11 protein-coding genes, 15 tRNA genes, 1 rRNA gene and 1 pseudogene are annotated in these 16275 nt (G+C 42.6%); 22 read left to right on the top strand and 6 right to left on the bottom strand.

The features are described 5' to 3' along the window. Positions 1-189: 189 nt before the first annotated feature. The 17 genes and pseudogenes from rrf to TY16_RS26545 all read left to right on the top strand — a co-directional run. A 5S ribosomal RNA gene (rrf, locus tag TY16_RS08755) occupies positions 190-306 on the top strand. 8 nt (positions 307-314) lie between these two features. Further along, a tRNA-Asn gene (locus tag TY16_RS08750) sits at positions 315-389 on the top strand. Positions 390-393: 4 nt separating this feature from the next. Further along, a tRNA-Ser gene (locus tag TY16_RS08745) sits at positions 394-484 on the top strand. A gap of 19 nt (positions 485-503) precedes the next feature. Further along, a tRNA-Glu gene (locus TY16_RS08740) sits at positions 504-578 on the top strand. 5 nt (positions 579-583) lie between these two features. Beyond that, a tRNA-Val gene (locus tag TY16_RS08735) sits at positions 584-659 on the top strand. A 14-nt stretch (positions 660-673) separates the two neighbouring features. Continuing rightward, positions 674-747, top strand: a tRNA-Met gene (locus tag TY16_RS08730). 3 nt (positions 748-750) lie between these two features. Continuing rightward, positions 751-827 (top strand) — tRNA-Asp (locus TY16_RS08725). Between the two features lie 52 nt (positions 828-879). Beyond that, positions 880-955 (top strand) — tRNA-Phe (locus TY16_RS08720). Between the two features lie 31 nt (positions 956-986). Continuing rightward, a tRNA-Thr gene (locus TY16_RS08715) sits at positions 987-1062 on the top strand. Between the two features lie 6 nt (positions 1063-1068). Then, positions 1069-1153, top strand: a tRNA-Tyr gene (locus TY16_RS08710). A 5-nt stretch (positions 1154-1158) separates the two neighbouring features. Continuing rightward, positions 1159-1232, top strand: a tRNA-Trp gene (locus TY16_RS08705). A 14-nt stretch (positions 1233-1246) separates the two neighbouring features. After that, a tRNA-His gene (locus tag TY16_RS08700) sits at positions 1247-1319 on the top strand. A 20-nt stretch (positions 1320-1339) separates the two neighbouring features. Beyond that, positions 1340-1411: transfer RNA gene (locus TY16_RS08695), tRNA-Gln, on the top strand. A 7-nt stretch (positions 1412-1418) separates the two neighbouring features. Further along, positions 1419-1493, top strand: a tRNA-Gly gene (locus TY16_RS08690). A gap of 8 nt (positions 1494-1501) precedes the next feature. Continuing rightward, positions 1502-1576 (top strand) — tRNA-Cys (locus tag TY16_RS08685). 24 nt (positions 1577-1600) lie between these two features. Next, positions 1601-1682: transfer RNA gene (locus TY16_RS08680), tRNA-Leu, on the top strand. Between the two features lie 538 nt (positions 1683-2220). Then, a pseudogene (locus TY16_RS26545) lies at positions 2221-2423 on the top strand (alpha-glucosidase/alpha-galactosidase); the annotation flags it as partial. Positions 2424-2470: 47 nt separating this feature from the next. Here the strand turns inward: TY16_RS26545 and TY16_RS08675 are convergent. The 6 genes from TY16_RS08675 to TY16_RS08650 all read right to left on the bottom strand — a co-directional run bounded on the left by TY16_RS08675 (position 2471) and on the right by TY16_RS08650 (position 10194). Next, positions 2471-4756 carry an Ig-like domain-containing protein gene (locus tag TY16_RS08675; RefSeq protein ID WP_052342656.1) on the bottom strand — a complete coding sequence of 762 codons (2286 nt, stop codon included), beginning with the start codon at positions 4754-4756 and terminating at the stop codon, positions 2471-2473. 402 nt (positions 4757-5158) lie between these two features. Next, positions 5159-5980, bottom strand: a complete 822-nt coding sequence (locus tag TY16_RS08670; RefSeq protein WP_043931472.1) for a carbohydrate ABC transporter permease — start codon at positions 5978-5980, stop codon at positions 5159-5161. Positions 5981-5992: 12 nt separating this feature from the next. Next, positions 5993-7318, bottom strand: a complete 1326-nt coding sequence (locus tag TY16_RS08665) for a carbohydrate ABC transporter permease (RefSeq protein WP_043931471.1) — start codon at positions 7316-7318, stop codon at positions 5993-5995. Between the two features lie 74 nt (positions 7319-7392). Then, a complete protein-coding gene (locus TY16_RS08660) occupies positions 7393-8700 on the bottom strand; it encodes an ABC transporter substrate-binding protein (RefSeq protein WP_043931470.1) in 1308 nt (435 codons plus the stop codon). A gap of 174 nt (positions 8701-8874) precedes the next feature. After that, the gene (locus tag TY16_RS08655; protein ID WP_043931469.1) at positions 8875-9111 is read right to left on the bottom strand and encodes a transcriptional regulator SplA domain-containing protein; all 237 of its coding nucleotides are present in this window, start codon (positions 9109-9111) and stop codon (positions 8875-8877) included. A gap of 411 nt (positions 9112-9522) precedes the next feature. Next, a complete protein-coding gene (locus TY16_RS08650; RefSeq protein WP_043931468.1) occupies positions 9523-10194 on the bottom strand; it encodes a B3/B4 domain-containing protein in 672 nt (223 codons plus the stop codon). A 107-nt stretch (positions 10195-10301) separates the two neighbouring features. Between TY16_RS08650 and queG the strand changes: the two genes are divergently transcribed. The 5 genes from queG to TY16_RS08625 all read left to right on the top strand — a co-directional run bounded on the left by queG (position 10302) and on the right by TY16_RS08625 (position 16257). Beyond that, complete coding sequence (gene queG, locus TY16_RS08645) at positions 10302-11432, top strand: tRNA epoxyqueuosine(34) reductase QueG (RefSeq protein ID WP_043931467.1); 1131 nt, start codon at positions 10302-10304, stop codon at positions 11430-11432. A gap of 88 nt (positions 11433-11520) precedes the next feature. Further along, positions 11521-12399, top strand: a complete 879-nt coding sequence (locus TY16_RS08640; protein WP_043931466.1) for an amidase domain-containing protein — start codon at positions 11521-11523, stop codon at positions 12397-12399. Between the two features lie 270 nt (positions 12400-12669). Then, a complete protein-coding gene (gene trmL, locus TY16_RS08635; protein ID WP_043931465.1) occupies positions 12670-13143 on the top strand; it encodes a tRNA (uridine(34)/cytosine(34)/5-carboxymethylaminomethyluridine(34)-2'-O)-methyltransferase TrmL in 474 nt (157 codons plus the stop codon). A gap of 63 nt (positions 13144-13206) precedes the next feature. Continuing rightward, on the top strand, positions 13207-13956 hold the full coding sequence (gene nfsA / locus TY16_RS08630; protein WP_043931464.1) for an oxygen-insensitive NADPH nitroreductase: 750 nt from the start codon (positions 13207-13209) through the stop codon (positions 13954-13956). A 405-nt stretch (positions 13957-14361) separates the two neighbouring features. Then, positions 14362-16257, top strand: a complete 1896-nt coding sequence (locus TY16_RS08625; protein WP_043931463.1) for a PrkA family serine protein kinase — start codon at positions 14362-14364, stop codon at positions 16255-16257. Positions 16258-16275: the final 18 nt, after the last annotated feature.

Raw genomic sequence — 16275 nt, 5'->3', positions numbered from 1 at the left:
AGGTTGATAGGTCAGAGGTGGAAGCGCGGCGACGTGTGGAGCTGACTGATACTAATAGATCGAGGACTTAACCATATTTGATTGCTTCGTGTTCTTCTAATTCTTCTTTTACGATTACCCAGTTTTGAGGGAATAAATTTCCCCTTGAAAAAAATCAAAAAGACATTATAATAATATATGTCTTCATTGTCTGGCGACTATGGCGAGAAGGTCACACCCGTTCCCATCCCGAACACGGAAGTTAAGCTTCTCAGCGCCGATGGTAGTTGGGGCGTAAGCCCCTGTGAGAGTAGGACGTTGCCAGGCTTTAATATTCCGCAGTAGCTCAGTGGTAGAGCAATCGGCTGTTAACCGATCGGTCGTAGGTTCGAGTCCTACCTGCGGAGCCAAAATGGAGAGCTGTCCGAGTGGCCGAAGGAGCACGATTGGAAATCGTGTATACGCTAACCGCGTATCAAGGGTTCAAATCCCTTGCTCTCCGCCATTACATATTTAATAATATTGGCCCCTTGGTCAAGCGGTTAAGACACCGCCCTTTCACGGCGGTAACACGGGTTCGAATCCCGTAGGGGTCACCATAAATGGAGGATTAGCTCAGCTGGGAGAGCATCTGCCTTACAAGCAGAGGGTCGGCGGTTCGATCCCGTCATCCTCCACCATAAGTTTTTATCGTCGCGGGGTGGAGCAGTCCGGTAGCTCGTCGGGCTCATAACCCGAAGGTCGCAGGTTCAAATCCTGCCCCCGCAATACGGTCTGGTAGTTCAGTTGGTTAGAATGCCTGCCTGTCACGCAGGAGGTCGCGGGTTCGAGTCCCGTCCAGACCGCCATTTTTACTTGTAAAAATTGGCGCTTTAAATATGTTGTCAAAAATGGTATTATGGCTCAGTAGCTCAGTCGGTAGAGCAATGGACTGAAAATCCATGTGTCGGCGGTTCGATTCCGTCCTGAGCCACCATTTACTCAAATGTAGTTGTATATTTCATATTGCCGGTTTAGCTCAATTGGTAGAGCAACTGACTTGTAATCAGTAGGTTGGGGGTTCAAGTCCTCTAGCCGGCACCATATGATGGAGGGGTAGCGAAGTGGCTAAACGCGGCGGACTGTAAATCCGCTCCCTCAGGGTTCGGCGGTTCGAATCCGTCCCCCTCCACCATTTATAGGGGTATAGTTTAAAGGTAGAACGAAGGTCTCCAAAACCTTTGGTGTGGGTTCGATTCCTACTACCCCTGCCAATTTTATTTTTATGGCGATTGTGGCGAAGTGGTTAACGCACCTGATTGTGGTTCAGGCATTCGTGGGTTCGATTCCCATCAGTCGCCCCTTTTAATTTTTGCAATATTGGGCTATAGCCAAGCGGTAAGGCAACGGACTTTGACTCCGTCATTCGTAGGTTCGAATCCTGCTAGCCCAGTCATCTTGCGGAAGTAGTTCAGTGGTAGAACACCACCTTGCCAAGGTGGGGGTCGCGGGTTCGAATCCCGTCTTCCGCTCCATTTAGTCCGGCGGCATAGCCAAGTGGTAAGGCAAAGGTCTGCAAAACCTTTATTCACCGGTTCAAATCCGGTTGCCGCCTCCAAAAAGACCAATTTCCTTTTATTATGCCGGTGTGGCGGAATTGGCAGACGCGCACGACTCAAAATCGTGTTCCTCACGGAGTGCCGGTTCGACCCCGGCCACCGGTATCAATAAACAGCAGGAATGTTGTTGTAAAAAGGCTTCCCACTATTTAGTGGGAAGCCTTTTTACTTTTCTTCACACTACAGAATATCCACAAATTGTGTACGGAGGTAGTGTGGAATGAGTAAGAGAAGAAAATTACTATGAATTAAAAATTTGCCAGCAAGGAAACCTATATAACGATAGACCAGGAAGCACTTGTTAAGGTTTAATTATAATCAACGAAGTTAAGATGTTTCGACGTGTCCCTGAATTCTTTATTTTTCAAAATCCACTTTTGATAATTATCCCCTACTTTTTCCAAAATGTTCCATAATCCGAAATGAAGATCATCCGCAATAAAATTGCCCCAATCTAATACTTGCCCCTCTTCTAAAACATCTTTTTATTCACTAGATCCACTCCTGTACAGAAGTTATATTCATAGGCTAAGCTTAGCTGCACCAGCGGATTTACCCAAAACATAAAAATCAGTTCCGTATGCCATAGTAGGATGGATAAACAGTTGGGGACGAGTAATGGAAATGGAAAGGATTTGTACCAATCAAGAAAAAAGCAAAGGAAAAATAAAAGACGCAGCATAATGATATGGTTCGCTTTGAACTAATGAACCATTTTGGTTATTATGTTACCGAATCCTCGGAGCATAATGCCGAGTATCATCCGTACTTTATAAAAGCAGGCACCCGGAGTTAATTAATCGTTTTAATATCCCATTGGATGAAAAAGGTTGGGGCTGTTCCAAAAGTCAGATTAAATGACTTATGGAACAGCCCTATTTAGCTACATTATTTTATTTAGGCTTTTTTCCATTGTTAATGATAATGTGTGGAATTGCAGCCATATCACTTTCATTTCCGGCTTTATCCACAACATAAGCCTTCATCTTATGAATCCCCTTTGTGAGTGATTTTGTTTTAATTACCGCAATACCTGTTTCATCCGCTTCACTAATACCGACTTCTTCGCCTTTATCAATGATGATAACTTTTGCCCCAGGCTCAGTCTCAACCGTTATTTCTGGAGACCTGTTATTGGTTGACAATGGCGCTACTGGGTTCAAAACGGTTGGAACATCTGGAGCATCACTATCTCTTACGTATACAAATAATTCTGCTCCGCGGGCAAAGTAGATATTCCCTTCTTCATCCTTTGCGTAAAGTGAAGCTTTGTCGTCCAAAATTTCTAACTCCCAGTTATCGGGATTGAATTTAAACAATTTACCTAAAGAGGAACCATAGAAGTTGCCATCTTCGTCAAAGTCTAAGAATGGACCTCTCCAAAAATGACTAATTCCTTCCCAGCTATAGCTAAACAACTCTTTGGACTGAAGGACTTCACGGGATTCTGGATCAAATTTAAAAATTTTTCCTTGGGTCATTCCCCATAAATAACCTTCGTCATCAAATTCAAGTGTTCCAATTCCTCTTTCTCCTGGGATCGGAGTCCCTTCGTATACCTTTTCTTTTGTTTCTGGGTCAAAAATAAATAGCTTTGCATCTTCTGCGGTCGGTTTACTATCTAAACCACCATATACGCTTGTACCGCCATAGATTAATCCATCTTTGTATTGGAGAGAAATAATACTCTGATCTTGGACAACATTTCTAAATGTTTCGTGCTCACCTGTAGCTTCGTTTATGATGGATAGTGTTCCACCAAGTACACCATAATCAGGAACAGTCCCTACAAAAACATGGCCATCACCCTCTGCCCAGGCAAATGGGCGATCCTGTTCCATTCCTTTTAATGAAAACAAGACCTTTGGATTGGTTTGCTTTTCAGGCACTGTCGGGTCATGTTCATAAGGTCGTGTTGGATCATATTGATAGATATTGGCGCCAGGATAGACACCTAAATATAAATAATCCTCAGTTGCGATAATACCTTCACCTTGTCCAAATCCAGTGAAACTTGTAATCTTATCATCTGTTGGAGAATAATAGGCAAATCCCCCCGAATGGTAGCCACTGGAATAGATATTTCCATCCGGTCCTAAGGCAATAGAATGAATGCTAATCGGTTGCCCTTCAATTTGTGCTGTGATTTCTTTTGATTGACCGGTGGTTGGATTATAAATCCAATAGGTTCCATTAAAACGCAGGCTTGTTAAATTCAGACCTTCAAAGCCTGGTTCATCGAGTTCAATCCAACCGAACCCTTTGCTGCTCCATGTGTCATTAAGCTCTGTTGCGGATAATTCAAGAGTATCTAAATCATAGGAATGGAGTGTAGTTCCTTTGTGAAAATATACCTTATTATCTTTATCTGGAGGGGAAACCATGCTTCCCTTTGCTTGCGTAATTTCGTCAACCCAAGCTTTATTTACAAGATCATAAACGAGCAGGGAACTAGAATTCGCTAACCGAGTAATTAAATAATCCCCGCGGATATCTACATCATAAGGGGTGCCTTCATCTTGGTTCTCTTCTGGTAGAAGGATTTCAGTTTTCTCTCCGGTGGCCAGGTCATACTCGATTAGGTGTTGCTCGATGCCGACACCAACATAAAGTTTTCCATTATAGACTTGAACATCTCTTGCATATCCTGCACCTTCAGCCATTGTGCCGAAATCTGTAAAAGCATCTGTTTCTGGATCATACATAAATACTTTTCCATTTGGCCATGTACCGCCAAAAATACGGCCTTTTTCATCAGATGTGATTCCCCATGTTGCTGCTTCTGTTTCTGTTGCCCGTCCAAGATCCTCAAGTACATCTGTTTGAGGATCATAACGGAAGAGGTTGGTCGTATCAGCAAGATAAACCAAACCGGAAGGATCGACGGTTATTCCCCAAATTGAGCTTGTGTTGTTTAGCTTATGGCTAGCCATTCTCTCACCAGTAACTGTATTGATCACGTTAAATACCCCGCCAGATGCAACAAAAGTAGCCTTTGTACCATTTGGGCCCTCACCATAAGCACTTGAGAAAATTCCAATTGTGTAATGAGGTACGCCTAATTTTTTCACAAAGCCTTGAGTACCGTTTGTTTCTGCATGAATTTTAATAGGTTGTGGAGTTATAAACATCGAGGCAAGCAAAACAAATGAGACAAGAACAAAAAATACACGTTTCAAATTTAGAACCTCCTTTTCATTTTTAGATTATTTCAAAATATTCCAACTATTATTAAGTATATAAGTGCTGGTTGATTATACAAGTCAGGAGGTTGTCCTTATTTAGACTAAAAGTGAGAGGGTTTCCCGTTGGTGTAAAGTTATTCGAACTATTGGAGGAATTCAATTAATATGAGAAGGATTTGCAAAAGGGGATGCACCCAAAATTGAAAATGGCCATTTGGGGTTTTAAAATGGCATTCGAAATCAATTAACATTAAGATTTTAATTATATCTATTCAAGAAAAAGGGTCTAACCAAGTCCATACTTATAAAGAGGAAGTTAGCGCCGAAGTATTTATCTTCAATTATAAAAAAAGCCTTACTTACTCGAGTAAGGCTTTCTTAATGGCTTTAGTTCATCTACCCTTTCACAGAACCGGAAGTCAGCCCGGAAACAATCTGCCTTTGGAAAATCAATACAAGGATAACAATCGGAATGGTTACAATGACTGTTGCAGCAGTAATATCTCCCCAGGGAACAGTATAATCACTCTGGTAAAGTGAAATTCCTACAGGAACTGTACGAGCCGTTTCTTTAGAGTTAATGGTAAGCGCGAATAAGTATTCATTCCATGCCGCGATAAAGACCAAGATGGCTGTTGTGAAAACGCCAGGAGCGGCGAGCGGAAAGATAATCTTTCTGAATGATTGGAATGGGGTCGCACCATCCATTTTTGCTGATTCTTCCAAATCGAACGGTATTTTTTGAAAAAAGGTAGAAAGCAGCCAGATTGCAAGTGGCAAGCTGAATGTAATATATGGGATGACAAGCCCGATATACGTGTTCCTTATATTAAAGTCAGTTACAAAATTATAAATTGGCGACATGATTGCGATATGAGGGAACATCGAAGACGCCAATACGATACCAAGGATGAGCCCCTTAAATTTAATTGGGAGTCGAGTCAGTGCATAGGCTGCAAAGGATGCAAAAACGATGGCAATCAATGTGGTCAAGCCAGCTACGATAAAGCTGTTTTTCATGTAGGTCAAAAGCGGCCTCGTAGTCAGGGCTGATTCATAGGATTCCATTGTTGGGTTATCCGAAAACCAGGCAAAGGATGAAAAAATCTCGCCAGGCGGCTTAATGGAAGTGAGAAAGACCCATAAAAAGGGAAACATCACAAAAAATATAAACACTATTAAAAATAGAAAAAATGGGATTCCAGCTTTTTTCTTCATTCCTCCACCCTCCTAGTTTTTCACTTTTCCTTCAAAAAGATCCGATCCGATAAATTTGATGTAAATCATACTAATTAAAGCAACGGCAAGGAAAACAATGACGGAAAGAACAGATCCCGCTCCAAAATTTTGCTGCGAGAAAAGAGTTTTATATGCATAAACCGTAATGGATTCTGTCGAGTTCGCGGGGCCGCCGCCGGTGAGTACGTAAATTAAGTCAAACACCCTAAAAGCATCCAGTGTTCTGAATAGCAGCGCGACTAAAATCGACGACTTAAGCAGCGGCAAGGTAATTTTAAAAAACTGCTGAAATTTATTTGCTCCATCCACCTGGGCTGCTTCATATAGGGATGAAGGAATCGTTTGTAACCCAGCCAGCAGGAGCAAAGCCATATACGGAGTAGTTTTCCAGACGTCTGTAAAAATAATTGAGAACATCGCTCCAGCTCCAGTTGTCAGCAAATCACCTGCACTTTCAATAAGATGGAATTTCTCGAAATAGTGGGCGATAATTCCGGATTGTCCATCATATAAATACTTCCACATCATAGCCGATACGGCGGTGGGAATAGCCCATGGAATCAGGACAGCCGCCCTGACAACGCCTCTCCCAAAAAACGCTCTGTTTATGAGCAGTGCAATCATTAAACCGATTACTAGCTCAAAAAACACTGAAACCACTGTGAAAATCGTTGTATTCCAAAGTGATTGCCACATTCGGCCATCCTGAAAGTAGTAGGAGTAATTTTTAAATCCGATAAAGTTGGATTTCAAAATGGAAGCCCTGGTTTCCTTGATTTGCTGTGTTAAATCATTAGCTATAGTGTCCTGTTCACTCCCTAATTCAAGAGAGGCTATCTTTTCTTCAGCTTGATCTAGAGCAGCAGTATAACTTTCGGCACTATCAGATTCAAGCTTTGTAAATTTCAATTCAGAATCAGTTACCGGCTTAAAGGATGCAATCAAATCGTTTACCTGGTCATATTTATTTTTTATTTCATTATCGCTCAAAAGGTTGGTGTGCTGGTTTTCAATATCGTTCTGGACAGCGGATAACGTCTGTTTCACTTCGGGTTTGTCACTATTCCCCGCCAATTCTTCAAGTGAATTCGATAAATAATAATAGTTGTTTGCATATCTCTCAAGGTCAATGTGATCCGTCAGCATTTTTTGTGACCTCGCTGGATCATTCAGGCGATAGTCAAACAAACTGTTCCAAAAAGATTGGGTAATAGGCCAAATGATGATTCCGATGATTAACAGCAAGGAAGGCAGAACCATCATATAACCCAGCTGCTTTTCATTTAGGCTGAAGCCCTGCCCAGGCTTTTTTGACATACCTAACACCTCTCTATACAGGAAATGTATTATTAAAAGAAAAAGGCGGGTGCGCGAAACACCCACCTCCCCGGTTACTTGTTCAAAGCAGCCTCCATTTTTTGCTGCATATTTTTAATTGCTTGTTCAGGAGTTATTTTCTTGGTCAAAGCCTGAGAAATTTCGATTTGCATGATATCCGAAACCTCCTGGTAATTTGGAGTAACCGGACGGGGAACAGCGCTGTGCAAGACATTGACAAATTCTTCATTACCAAACACTGGTGCTGCCTCCTTAACCTTTTCGTCCTCGTAAAGGGCTTTTAGCGTAGGGGCCCTTCCTCCTTCAACAGCGGATATGGTTTGGCCTTCCTTCCCGGTCATCCATTTAACAAATTCCCAAGCGGCCTCTGGCTCATCAGTGTAGCGGTTAATCATTGTCATGTACCCTCCTAGAGTGGAAGCCGAGCCTTTGTCGCCGGCAGGCAGAAGGGCAAAGCCAACCTTATCCAGGACCTTAGAACGTTCCTTGTCAGCTGCTGATCTATACATGTAGGGCCAGTTACGTGCAAGTGCAGTTTGTCCTTCAATAAAGGCTGTTTCAGTTTCAGTTTCCGTAAAGGTCAGGATATTGTTTGGAGTTATCCCGGTATTCACTACCTCTACCATTTTTGTTAATCCTTTTATCGACTCAGGGCTGTCGATGACTACCTTGTTGTTTTCATCAATAACTTGTCCGCCGTAAGAGGCGATGAACTCCATAGCGTTGACCACAAGGCCTTCATACTGGTTTGCCTGGAGAACAAAACCAAATTTTGTTCCTTCCTTGCCCTGCCCATCTTTTGCGGCAGCTATTAGTTCATCCCACGTTTTAGGAGGGGTTTGCACAATGTCTTTTCTATAGTAGAGGAGTCCGGCATCCATGTATTTAGGCATTGCCCATTGTTTTCCGCCAAATTTTCCAGCCTGTACTGTTGCAGGGAAATAATCATCCATTTTAATTCCGTCTTTCTCGATCAACCTGTCCAGCTCTAGGGCGTAATTTGCCTGGGCAAATTCAGCTGGCCAAACTACATCGGCATCAAATACATCAATTTCATCGCTCTGGGAGCTAAAAGCAGTAACGTACTGGTTATGCTGCTGTCCACTATCATTGGGCATTTCCTGGTATTCGACATCAATGTTCGGATGAGCCTTTTCGAATGCCTCTATTAATTTTTCCGTACTGCCGGTTGAATCAGCTCCGCGGGCGTATGTAATCTTAACTTTTTTGTCTTTATTTGCAGAGTCAGATTCTGAATCTTTTCCTGTAGTGTCGGATGAAGATTGGCATGCTGCTAATGATAACGCAAGTGCAGCCGAGGTAAGGGCAGTAAATAGTTTACTCTTACTCTTGTTCGGCATAACTTTCCCTCCTGATATCATGTAATTTTTTTGAAAATGTCCTTACCAATCTTCTTTAACCCTAAAGAAGACAAAATAAACCGATTTTTCCGAAAGTTAGCGGGTGAGGGTTTTAAGTGAAAATAAAAAGAGACCCATAAGCAGTATGGGTCTCTCTAATTCTCATTATGTTGGTCAAGAGTAGTGGTCATTGAAGGCCTTTTCTGCAGCCGCTTCTGATGTGAACAATGCATCATCATCTTCTATTACGTGAAGAGTCTCATTAATAAATAAAGCGAGTGCGTTTGGGTCTTTTGGATGAGGTACAATCTCTGCCGGGCGTATATTAGATACAGTTGGTGTATGAGGATTGTTATATATTACGTATACCTCATCCCCGGCTTTAAGGCTTTGTGGGTCAATCATATCCATACTTGTTCCTCCTTACGTAGTATATGGATAGGTTTGTCCTTAAGGTCCTTAAGTATTCCAGCCAAAACAGTAGAAAGTCTAATGCTATATAGGATATACCGAGGGACCGAAGAACCGAAGAACCGAAGAATACCTCTTCTGCCATTGCACTTGTCTTCTAAATAACTATATGGGTAATAGTACCAGGTTAATAATATTTTATGTAAGGCTTTTCATTCACTATTTTAAGTTGACATGGTTTTGTCATAAATGTATTATAAATATTGTCATTAAGATTTCGACAAAATTCGAGCATTCTTTAATCGGAGTTCCTGATTAAAGCTCCCCTAAAAAGCCAGACAAACTGTTTTCACTAACCATAGTTTACTAACGCAGTGTTTCGTGTAAGACGAGGCATTGCGTTTTTTAATTTTATTTTGATTCGACTATTATAAAATCGCCGTCTCCCCCATGAATTTGAACAAACATTTTCATCAAGGATTCTGTTAGTCTTTGCGCATCGTTATAGTTTGTTGATGGCCGTAAATAAATGAGCTGCAAAGCATTAGTTGTAATTTCTGAAACAGAGGCGCGGCTTGAATCCACAAACGGGCTGCCGAACGGGCCAAGTTGATCAGAGGATACGATTAACTTATCAAGTGAATTTGACCGTCCATTTAGACCTGTATATTCCTCATTTGATTTTCCGAGCCTTACAGAGATATCACCCTTGAGCTGGTCTATATCATAAATACCGATCGGCACTTGATATTGAAGCGAAAAGAAATTATTTAAGTCAATCGCGCTTTGTACCGAAGGAAGAAAATTTTGCTTCCCAATTCGTCTGTACAATGCCTCGACTGAAGGCCTGTATCGGTTTGGGTCTTTTCCAGTTGTTTTAAATATTTGCCGCCATTCTTTCAGTCCATCCAATTCTGCCACCGAAGACCCCTCAAGATCAAAGAAAATAGATTCCTGAAACAGTTGGAGTCTCCCCTTTAGCATTTGTGGTGATTCGCCAACCTTGATTCCGCTATAGAAAATCACCCCTAATTTAAAGTGGGGAATGAGCTCTGATAACTCCTTTGCAATGCGAATTTCCAATCAATACACCTCCAAATATCTGTAAAAATAGTTTATCATATAAAGGATGCCCTATAAAAACAAGCGTTTCATATAGATACAATATCTTGGAAGGGAGGTTGAAACCTTTGGATTACAAAAAACTAAAAGCAGACATAATTGCATATAGCAAGACGATTGGCATAGATAAAATCGGCTTTACGACCGCAGACCCTTTCACAGAGTTAAAGAATAGGCTGATCCGCCAGCAGGAATTGAACTACCAGTCCGGCTTTGAAGAACCTGATATTGAAAAAAGGACCAATCCTGGCTTGCTCATGGACGAGCCGAGGTCAATTATTGCAATTGCGCTGGCCTATCCTTCAAAAATGCATGACCGGCCAATAAGCACAAAGGGAGAACGCAGGGGAATATTCGCCCGTGCTTCATGGGGGCTTGATTACCATCATATTCTCCGGGATAAGTTAAACCAGCTTGAGCAGTTCATTTCTGAACAGGTACCGGGCGCAAGGATGAAGTCTATGGTTGATACTGGTGAACTGGCTGACCGTGCAGTTGCTGAGCGGGCTGGGATTGGCTGGAGCGGAAAGAACTGCTCGATCCTTACTCCTGAATATGGTTCATATGTGTACCTTGGTGAGATGATCACAAGTCTCCCGCTTGAACCTGATTTGCCAATGGAGGAACAATGCGGTTCCTGCACGAAATGCCTGGATGCCTGCCCAACTGGCGCTCTTATACAGGGAGGGCAGATTAATGCAAAGAGATGCATTGCTTTTTTGACTCAGACAAAGGATTTTATCCCTGACGAATTCAGAGACAAGATTGGCAACCGGATATACGGCTGCGATTCCTGCCAGACCGCTTGCCCGGTCAACAAAGGAAAGGACTTTCACTTCCACTATGAGATGGAGGCGGATCCAGAGGTTGCAAAGCCTCTTCTTAAACCGATACTGACCCTGAGTAATAAAGAATTCAAACAGAGGTTTGGTACTGTTGCGGGATCGTGGCGCGGCAAGAAGCCCATACAGCGCAATGCGATTATTGCACTTGGCCACTTTAAGGATGAGAGCGCTATTGGGGAACTTCAAGAGGTTATCAAAAAAGACCCTCGGCCAGTCATGAGGGGAACAGCCGCATGGGCGCTGGGCAAAATTGGCAGCGACGAGGCGAGGGAAATTCTCTCTTCAATGCTTACTATCGAGAAGGATGACGAAGTATTGACAGAGATTGAAAAGGGTCTTGAAATGATAAAATAAATGCAAGGATGGCACATTTGCCATCCTTATTTTTTTGCCTAAAATTGACTCCCTTTTCATATGAATGGTAGGAAAGGGGGCGGCAGAAGTGTTAAATCAATTACAGCAAATGCTCGAAAGAAGGGTCAACGAATTTGTAAGTGAACTTGAAGAATGCAAGGATGAAAAGGCAAGGAGAAAAATACAGTCCTGCATTGAACGGGATGCTGAAATAGTTAAAACCCACGGGTTTGGTCGAATCTGCAAACAATCAAAGGAGGCAGACGGGCAAAAGGTTCTTTATGAGGTGCATTTCCAAAACCTGATAAAGCAAGGCGGAAAGCTTTACATTGAAGAAGAGGTCGAAACGAGAGAAGCTTTCTTTAAGAGCGGAACGTTGTCCAGAGATAGTGAAGTTTTTCCTGTTCAACCAGCTTCAACTATTTCCACGGATTTATCGCTCGACTCTATAAGTGAAGGGGACCGTTCGTCTTATACGTATGACAGGCGGAAGGCGGTACAATACGCAGAGCGCTGGTGGAATTCATACAATCCTGCATTTAAAAAGTTCGAGGTAGATTGTACCAATTTTATATCCCAATGTCTCCATGCCGGCGGAGCGCCTATGAGGGGATACCCCAACCGTGGCCAGGGCTGGTGGATGCGCAGCAATAATTGGAGCTTCAGCTGGTCGGTTGCAAATTCATTGCGCTTGTATTTGGGTACTTCGAAATCAGGGCTCCGGGCGAGGGAGGTATCAAGTCCGGATAAACTGCTGCTGGGTGATGTCATTTGCTATGACTTTGAAGGAGATGGAAGGTATAATCATAACACCATTGTCGTTGCGAAGGATGCAAACGGGATGCCACTTGTGAATGCCCATACGTATAATAGCCGGATGAGATACTGGGCTTATACGGATTCGTCCGCGTATACTCCAAAAATAAAATATAAGTTTTATACGATCGTTGATGACAGCCGCGAATAGTTGTAAGAGGTGGTGGGAGTGGTATAATAACGGAGTAATTCTTTTTGCGGGGTTAGCCTGCAAAAGGTTGTTTTATAATATCAAAAAGTATATCTTTTTAAAAATGTCTAGCTCTAGCGCCTCGCTCCTAATGTACATCGGTCCCCTCGTTCCGATAAGTCAACATTGATTAGCTTCTGCTCATTGTGTTTACTTTATCTCCTTCGAGGTTCTCCAGTCCATACGGTGCTGATCAATGCGCTTGCGCTTTTCTTGTAAGGAGTGAACATCTTGGCTATTCACGTTGTCTTATATCAACCACTTATCCCGGCCAACACTGGAAATATTTCAAGAACATGTGCCGGTACAGGTACATATCTCCACTTAATCCGTCCTCTTGGTTTTTCAACTGATGACAAACAACTGAAAAGAGCGGGACTTGATTATTGGGAGCATGTGAAACTCGTTTATCATGATTCTCTGGATGACTTTTATAAGTCAGCAAGAGGCGGAGAGTTTTTTTATATAACTAAGTTTGGAGAAAAGCCCCATACAACATTTGACTTTAGTGATCCAGAAAAGGAATACTATTTTATTTTTGGCAAGGAAACGACAGGCCTGCCTAAGGAAGTGATAGAGGCAAATTTGGACAGGTGTCTTCGAATTCCGATGAATAGCCATATCCGGTCCCTGAACCTTTCAAATACGGCTGCAATTCTTGTTTATGAAGCATTAAGGCAGCAAAACTATCCTGAACTGTTGTAGGCCTGCCACCCGCGCAGGCTTTTTACATAACAGAATTATCTCTAGTGCAAAGGAGCGTAAATCATGAATCCAATCATTGAGACACTGCTTAACCACCGCTCAATCCGCAAGTTTGAGAACAAGCCATTAACGGACGATCAAATACGCGCCATTGTTGAGAGCGCTCAGGCTGCCTCGACATCGAGCTTCATTCAGGCCTATTCTATTATCGGTGTAAAGGATCAATCGAAAAAGAAACGATTGGCCGAAATAGTCGGAAATCAGGAGTATGTAGAGAAAAACGGACACTTTTTTGTGTTCTGCGCTGACTTATATAGACACTCTCTAATTGGTGAAACACAGGAGCGTGATGTACTCGATTCGATTGAAAGCACTGAGAAATTCATGGTGGCATTAATTGATGCTGCCCTTGCAGCCCAAAATGCGGCGACTGCAGCGGAATCAATGGGGTTAGGAATCTGCTATATCGGTGGGATCCGAAATGACCTGGAAGAAGTGAAGAAGCTGCTTTCGACTCCTGAACGGGTTATCCCCTTGTTTGGTCTTGCGGTTGGATATCCAGCGCAAGCGCCAGGAAAGAAGCCTCGGCTTCCTTTTGAACATATTTATCATGAAGATGGATACGAACAGGACAAAAAGATTTACTTACATCAGCTTGAAGAGTATGATCAGCTTATTTCTGCGTATTATAAGGAACGGACTGAAGGGAAGCGGCGTGATACCTGGTCCAGCCAGATAGCGGGAATGCTGGACCGAAAAAACCGAATGTATATGAAGGAATTTGTACAAAGAAATAAAATGAATTTAAAGTAAAATAAAGAAAAGAGCTGCCTCCAAGGGCAGCTCTTTTCCATTTCCATGCAGTCGTCCGCTTTAAAATAGTATCATTTGGTGAAAAACACCGACTGATTTCTTTTACCTATTTGCTATTTGTTCCCGGCTTATCATCATATCCGGATGTGAAAATAGCTGCGAGGAATGTAACGGTAACGCCAAGAATTAAAACTAGTCTCATGGTATTAATAAGCCCCCTTTGCCCGTCAAGAGATCAAAATAAATAATACAAGACCATTATAGCTTAACAAATCGTTTGTGGAAATGAATTACTATTATTTTTAGCGAGGATATTTCAGGAGGTCAGTTGCATGTTCAAATGGGTGGACGCATAGAGTATAGTAATCGTCTCTGATTTTAGCGACAGGGGGAGGACTTTACACTATGGATATTTTAAGAAAAATCGAGATGTACAGAGAAGAGGAAGAAAAGCTTCGCTGGGAAGGTACCTTCGGAGAGTATTTACAATTGCTGAAAGAGAAGCCATGGGTTGCCCAATCCGCACATTCACGGGTTTATAATATGTTGAAGGATGCCGGAATCGCAAAAGAAAAGGGCAAAAAATCGTATGAATTTTTTAATCAGCAGTTGTTTGGTCTAGAAGAAGCTCTGGAGCGCCTGGTTGAGGAATATTTCCATCCAGCGGCAAAACGCCTGGATGTGAGAAAGCGGATTTTGCTGCTGATGGGGCCGGTCTCAGGCGGTAAATCCACGCTTGTGACTATGTTGAAAAGAGGGCTGGAGGCCTATTCGCATACTGACAGGGGAGCTGTTTATGCGATTAAAGGCTGCCCAATGCATGAGGATCCGCTTCATTTAGTACCGCACTATCTAAGAAAAGACTTCTTTGACGAGTATGGAATCAGGATTGAAGGGAATTTATCTCCACTTAATATGATGCGTCTCCAGGAAGAGTATGGAGGCAGAATTGAGGATGTCCAGGTTGAACGGATTTTCTTTTCAGAGGATAAAAGGGTTGGAATTGGAACATTCAGCCCGTCAGATCCTAAATCACAGGATATCGCCGATTTAACTGGAAGCATCGATTTCTCAACAATTGCCGAGTACGGTTCCGAGTCGGACCCCCGTGCATACCGGTTTGATGGTGAATTGAATAAAGCGAACCGCGGGATGATGGAATTCCAGGAAATGTTGAAGTGCGATGAAAAATTCCTATGGCACCTGCTTTCCCTGACACAGGAAGGTAATTTCAAGGCGGGCAGGTTTGCACTGATCAGTGCTGATGAATTAATCGTTGCCCATACGAACGAAACTGAATACAGGTCGTTCATCTCAAATAAGAAAAACGAAGCACTCCATTCAAGAATCATTGTCATGCCAATTCCATATAACCTAAAGGTATCGCAGGAAGAGAGAATTTACGATAAGATGATTCGTGAAAGTGATGTTGCTGATGTACACATAGCACCTCATACATTACGAGTGGCTGCAATGTTTACGATTCTTACCAGGCTGAAGGAACCTAAGAAGGGCGACATTGACCTTGTTAAAAAGATGAGGCTTTATGATGGGGAAAGTGTAGAGGGATACAATGCCGCGGATGTAGCAGAGTTAAAAAAGGAATACCAGGATGAAGGAATGAGCGGAATTGATCCGCGATATGTTATCAACAGGATATCCTCAACAATTATTCGCAAAGAAATGACGTCCATTAATGCTCTTGATGTCCTTCGCTCGTTGAAGGATGGATTGGATCAGCATCCATCAATTACACCCGAGCTTCGGGAGAAGTATATGAATTATATCTCTCTGGCCAGGAAAGAGTATGATACGATTGCTAAAAAGGAAGTCCAAAAGGCATTTGTCTATTCGTATGAGGAGTCCGCAAAAACACTTATGGATAATTATCTTGATAATGTCGAGGCATATTGCAACAAGTCTAAACTCCGAGACCCGCTTACCGGGGAGGAAATTTCACCTGATGAAAAGCTGATGAGGTCGATTGAGGAGCAAATTGGCATTTCTGAAAATGCGAAGAAGGCTTTCCGTGAAGAGGTGCTGATCCGTATTTCTGCCTATGCAAGGAAAGGGAAGCGATTTGACTACAACTCCCATGACCGTCTGCGTGAAGCGATTCAGAAGAAGCTTTTCGCAGATTTGAAGGATGTTGTCAAAATTACGACATCCTCGAAAACGCCAGATGAGCAGCAGCTTAAGAAGATAAATAATGTTGTCGCCCGCCTGATTGATGAACATGGCTATAATTCAACATCTGCCAATGAACTGCTTAGATATGTCGGCAGCCTGTTAAACCGCTAGCCTATTAAAGTAAAGTTT

This window comes from Bacillus sp. EB01, assembly GCF_000613125.1.
GTDB lineage: Bacteria > Bacillota > Bacilli > Bacillales > Cytobacillaceae > Bacillus_D.
This window is presented reverse-complemented; position numbering and strand designations above follow the sequence as displayed.

What these genes read in the sequence shown, in the direction of transcription:
- TY16_RS08660 (WP_043931470.1), bottom strand. Translation starts at nt 8,700, where the DNA reads ATGCCGAACAAGAGTAAGAGTAAACTATTTACTGCCCTTACCTCGGCT.
- TY16_RS08655 (WP_043931469.1), bottom strand. Translation starts at nt 9,111, where the DNA reads ATGGATATGATTGACCCACAAAGCCTTAAAGCCGGGGATGAGGTATAC.
- TY16_RS08665 (WP_043931471.1), bottom strand. Translation starts at nt 7,318, where the DNA reads ATGTCAAAAAAGCCTGGGCAGGGCTTCAGCCTAAATGAAAAGCAGCTG.
- nfsA (WP_043931464.1), top strand. Translation starts at nt 13,207, where the DNA reads ATGAATCCAATCATTGAGACACTGCTTAACCACCGCTCAATCCGCAAG.
- TY16_RS08625 (WP_043931463.1), top strand. Translation starts at nt 14,362, where the DNA reads ATGGATATTTTAAGAAAAATCGAGATGTACAGAGAAGAGGAAGAAAAG.
- TY16_RS08670 (WP_043931472.1), bottom strand. Translation starts at nt 5,980, where the DNA reads ATGAAGAAAAAAGCTGGAATCCCATTTTTTCTATTTTTAATAGTGTTT.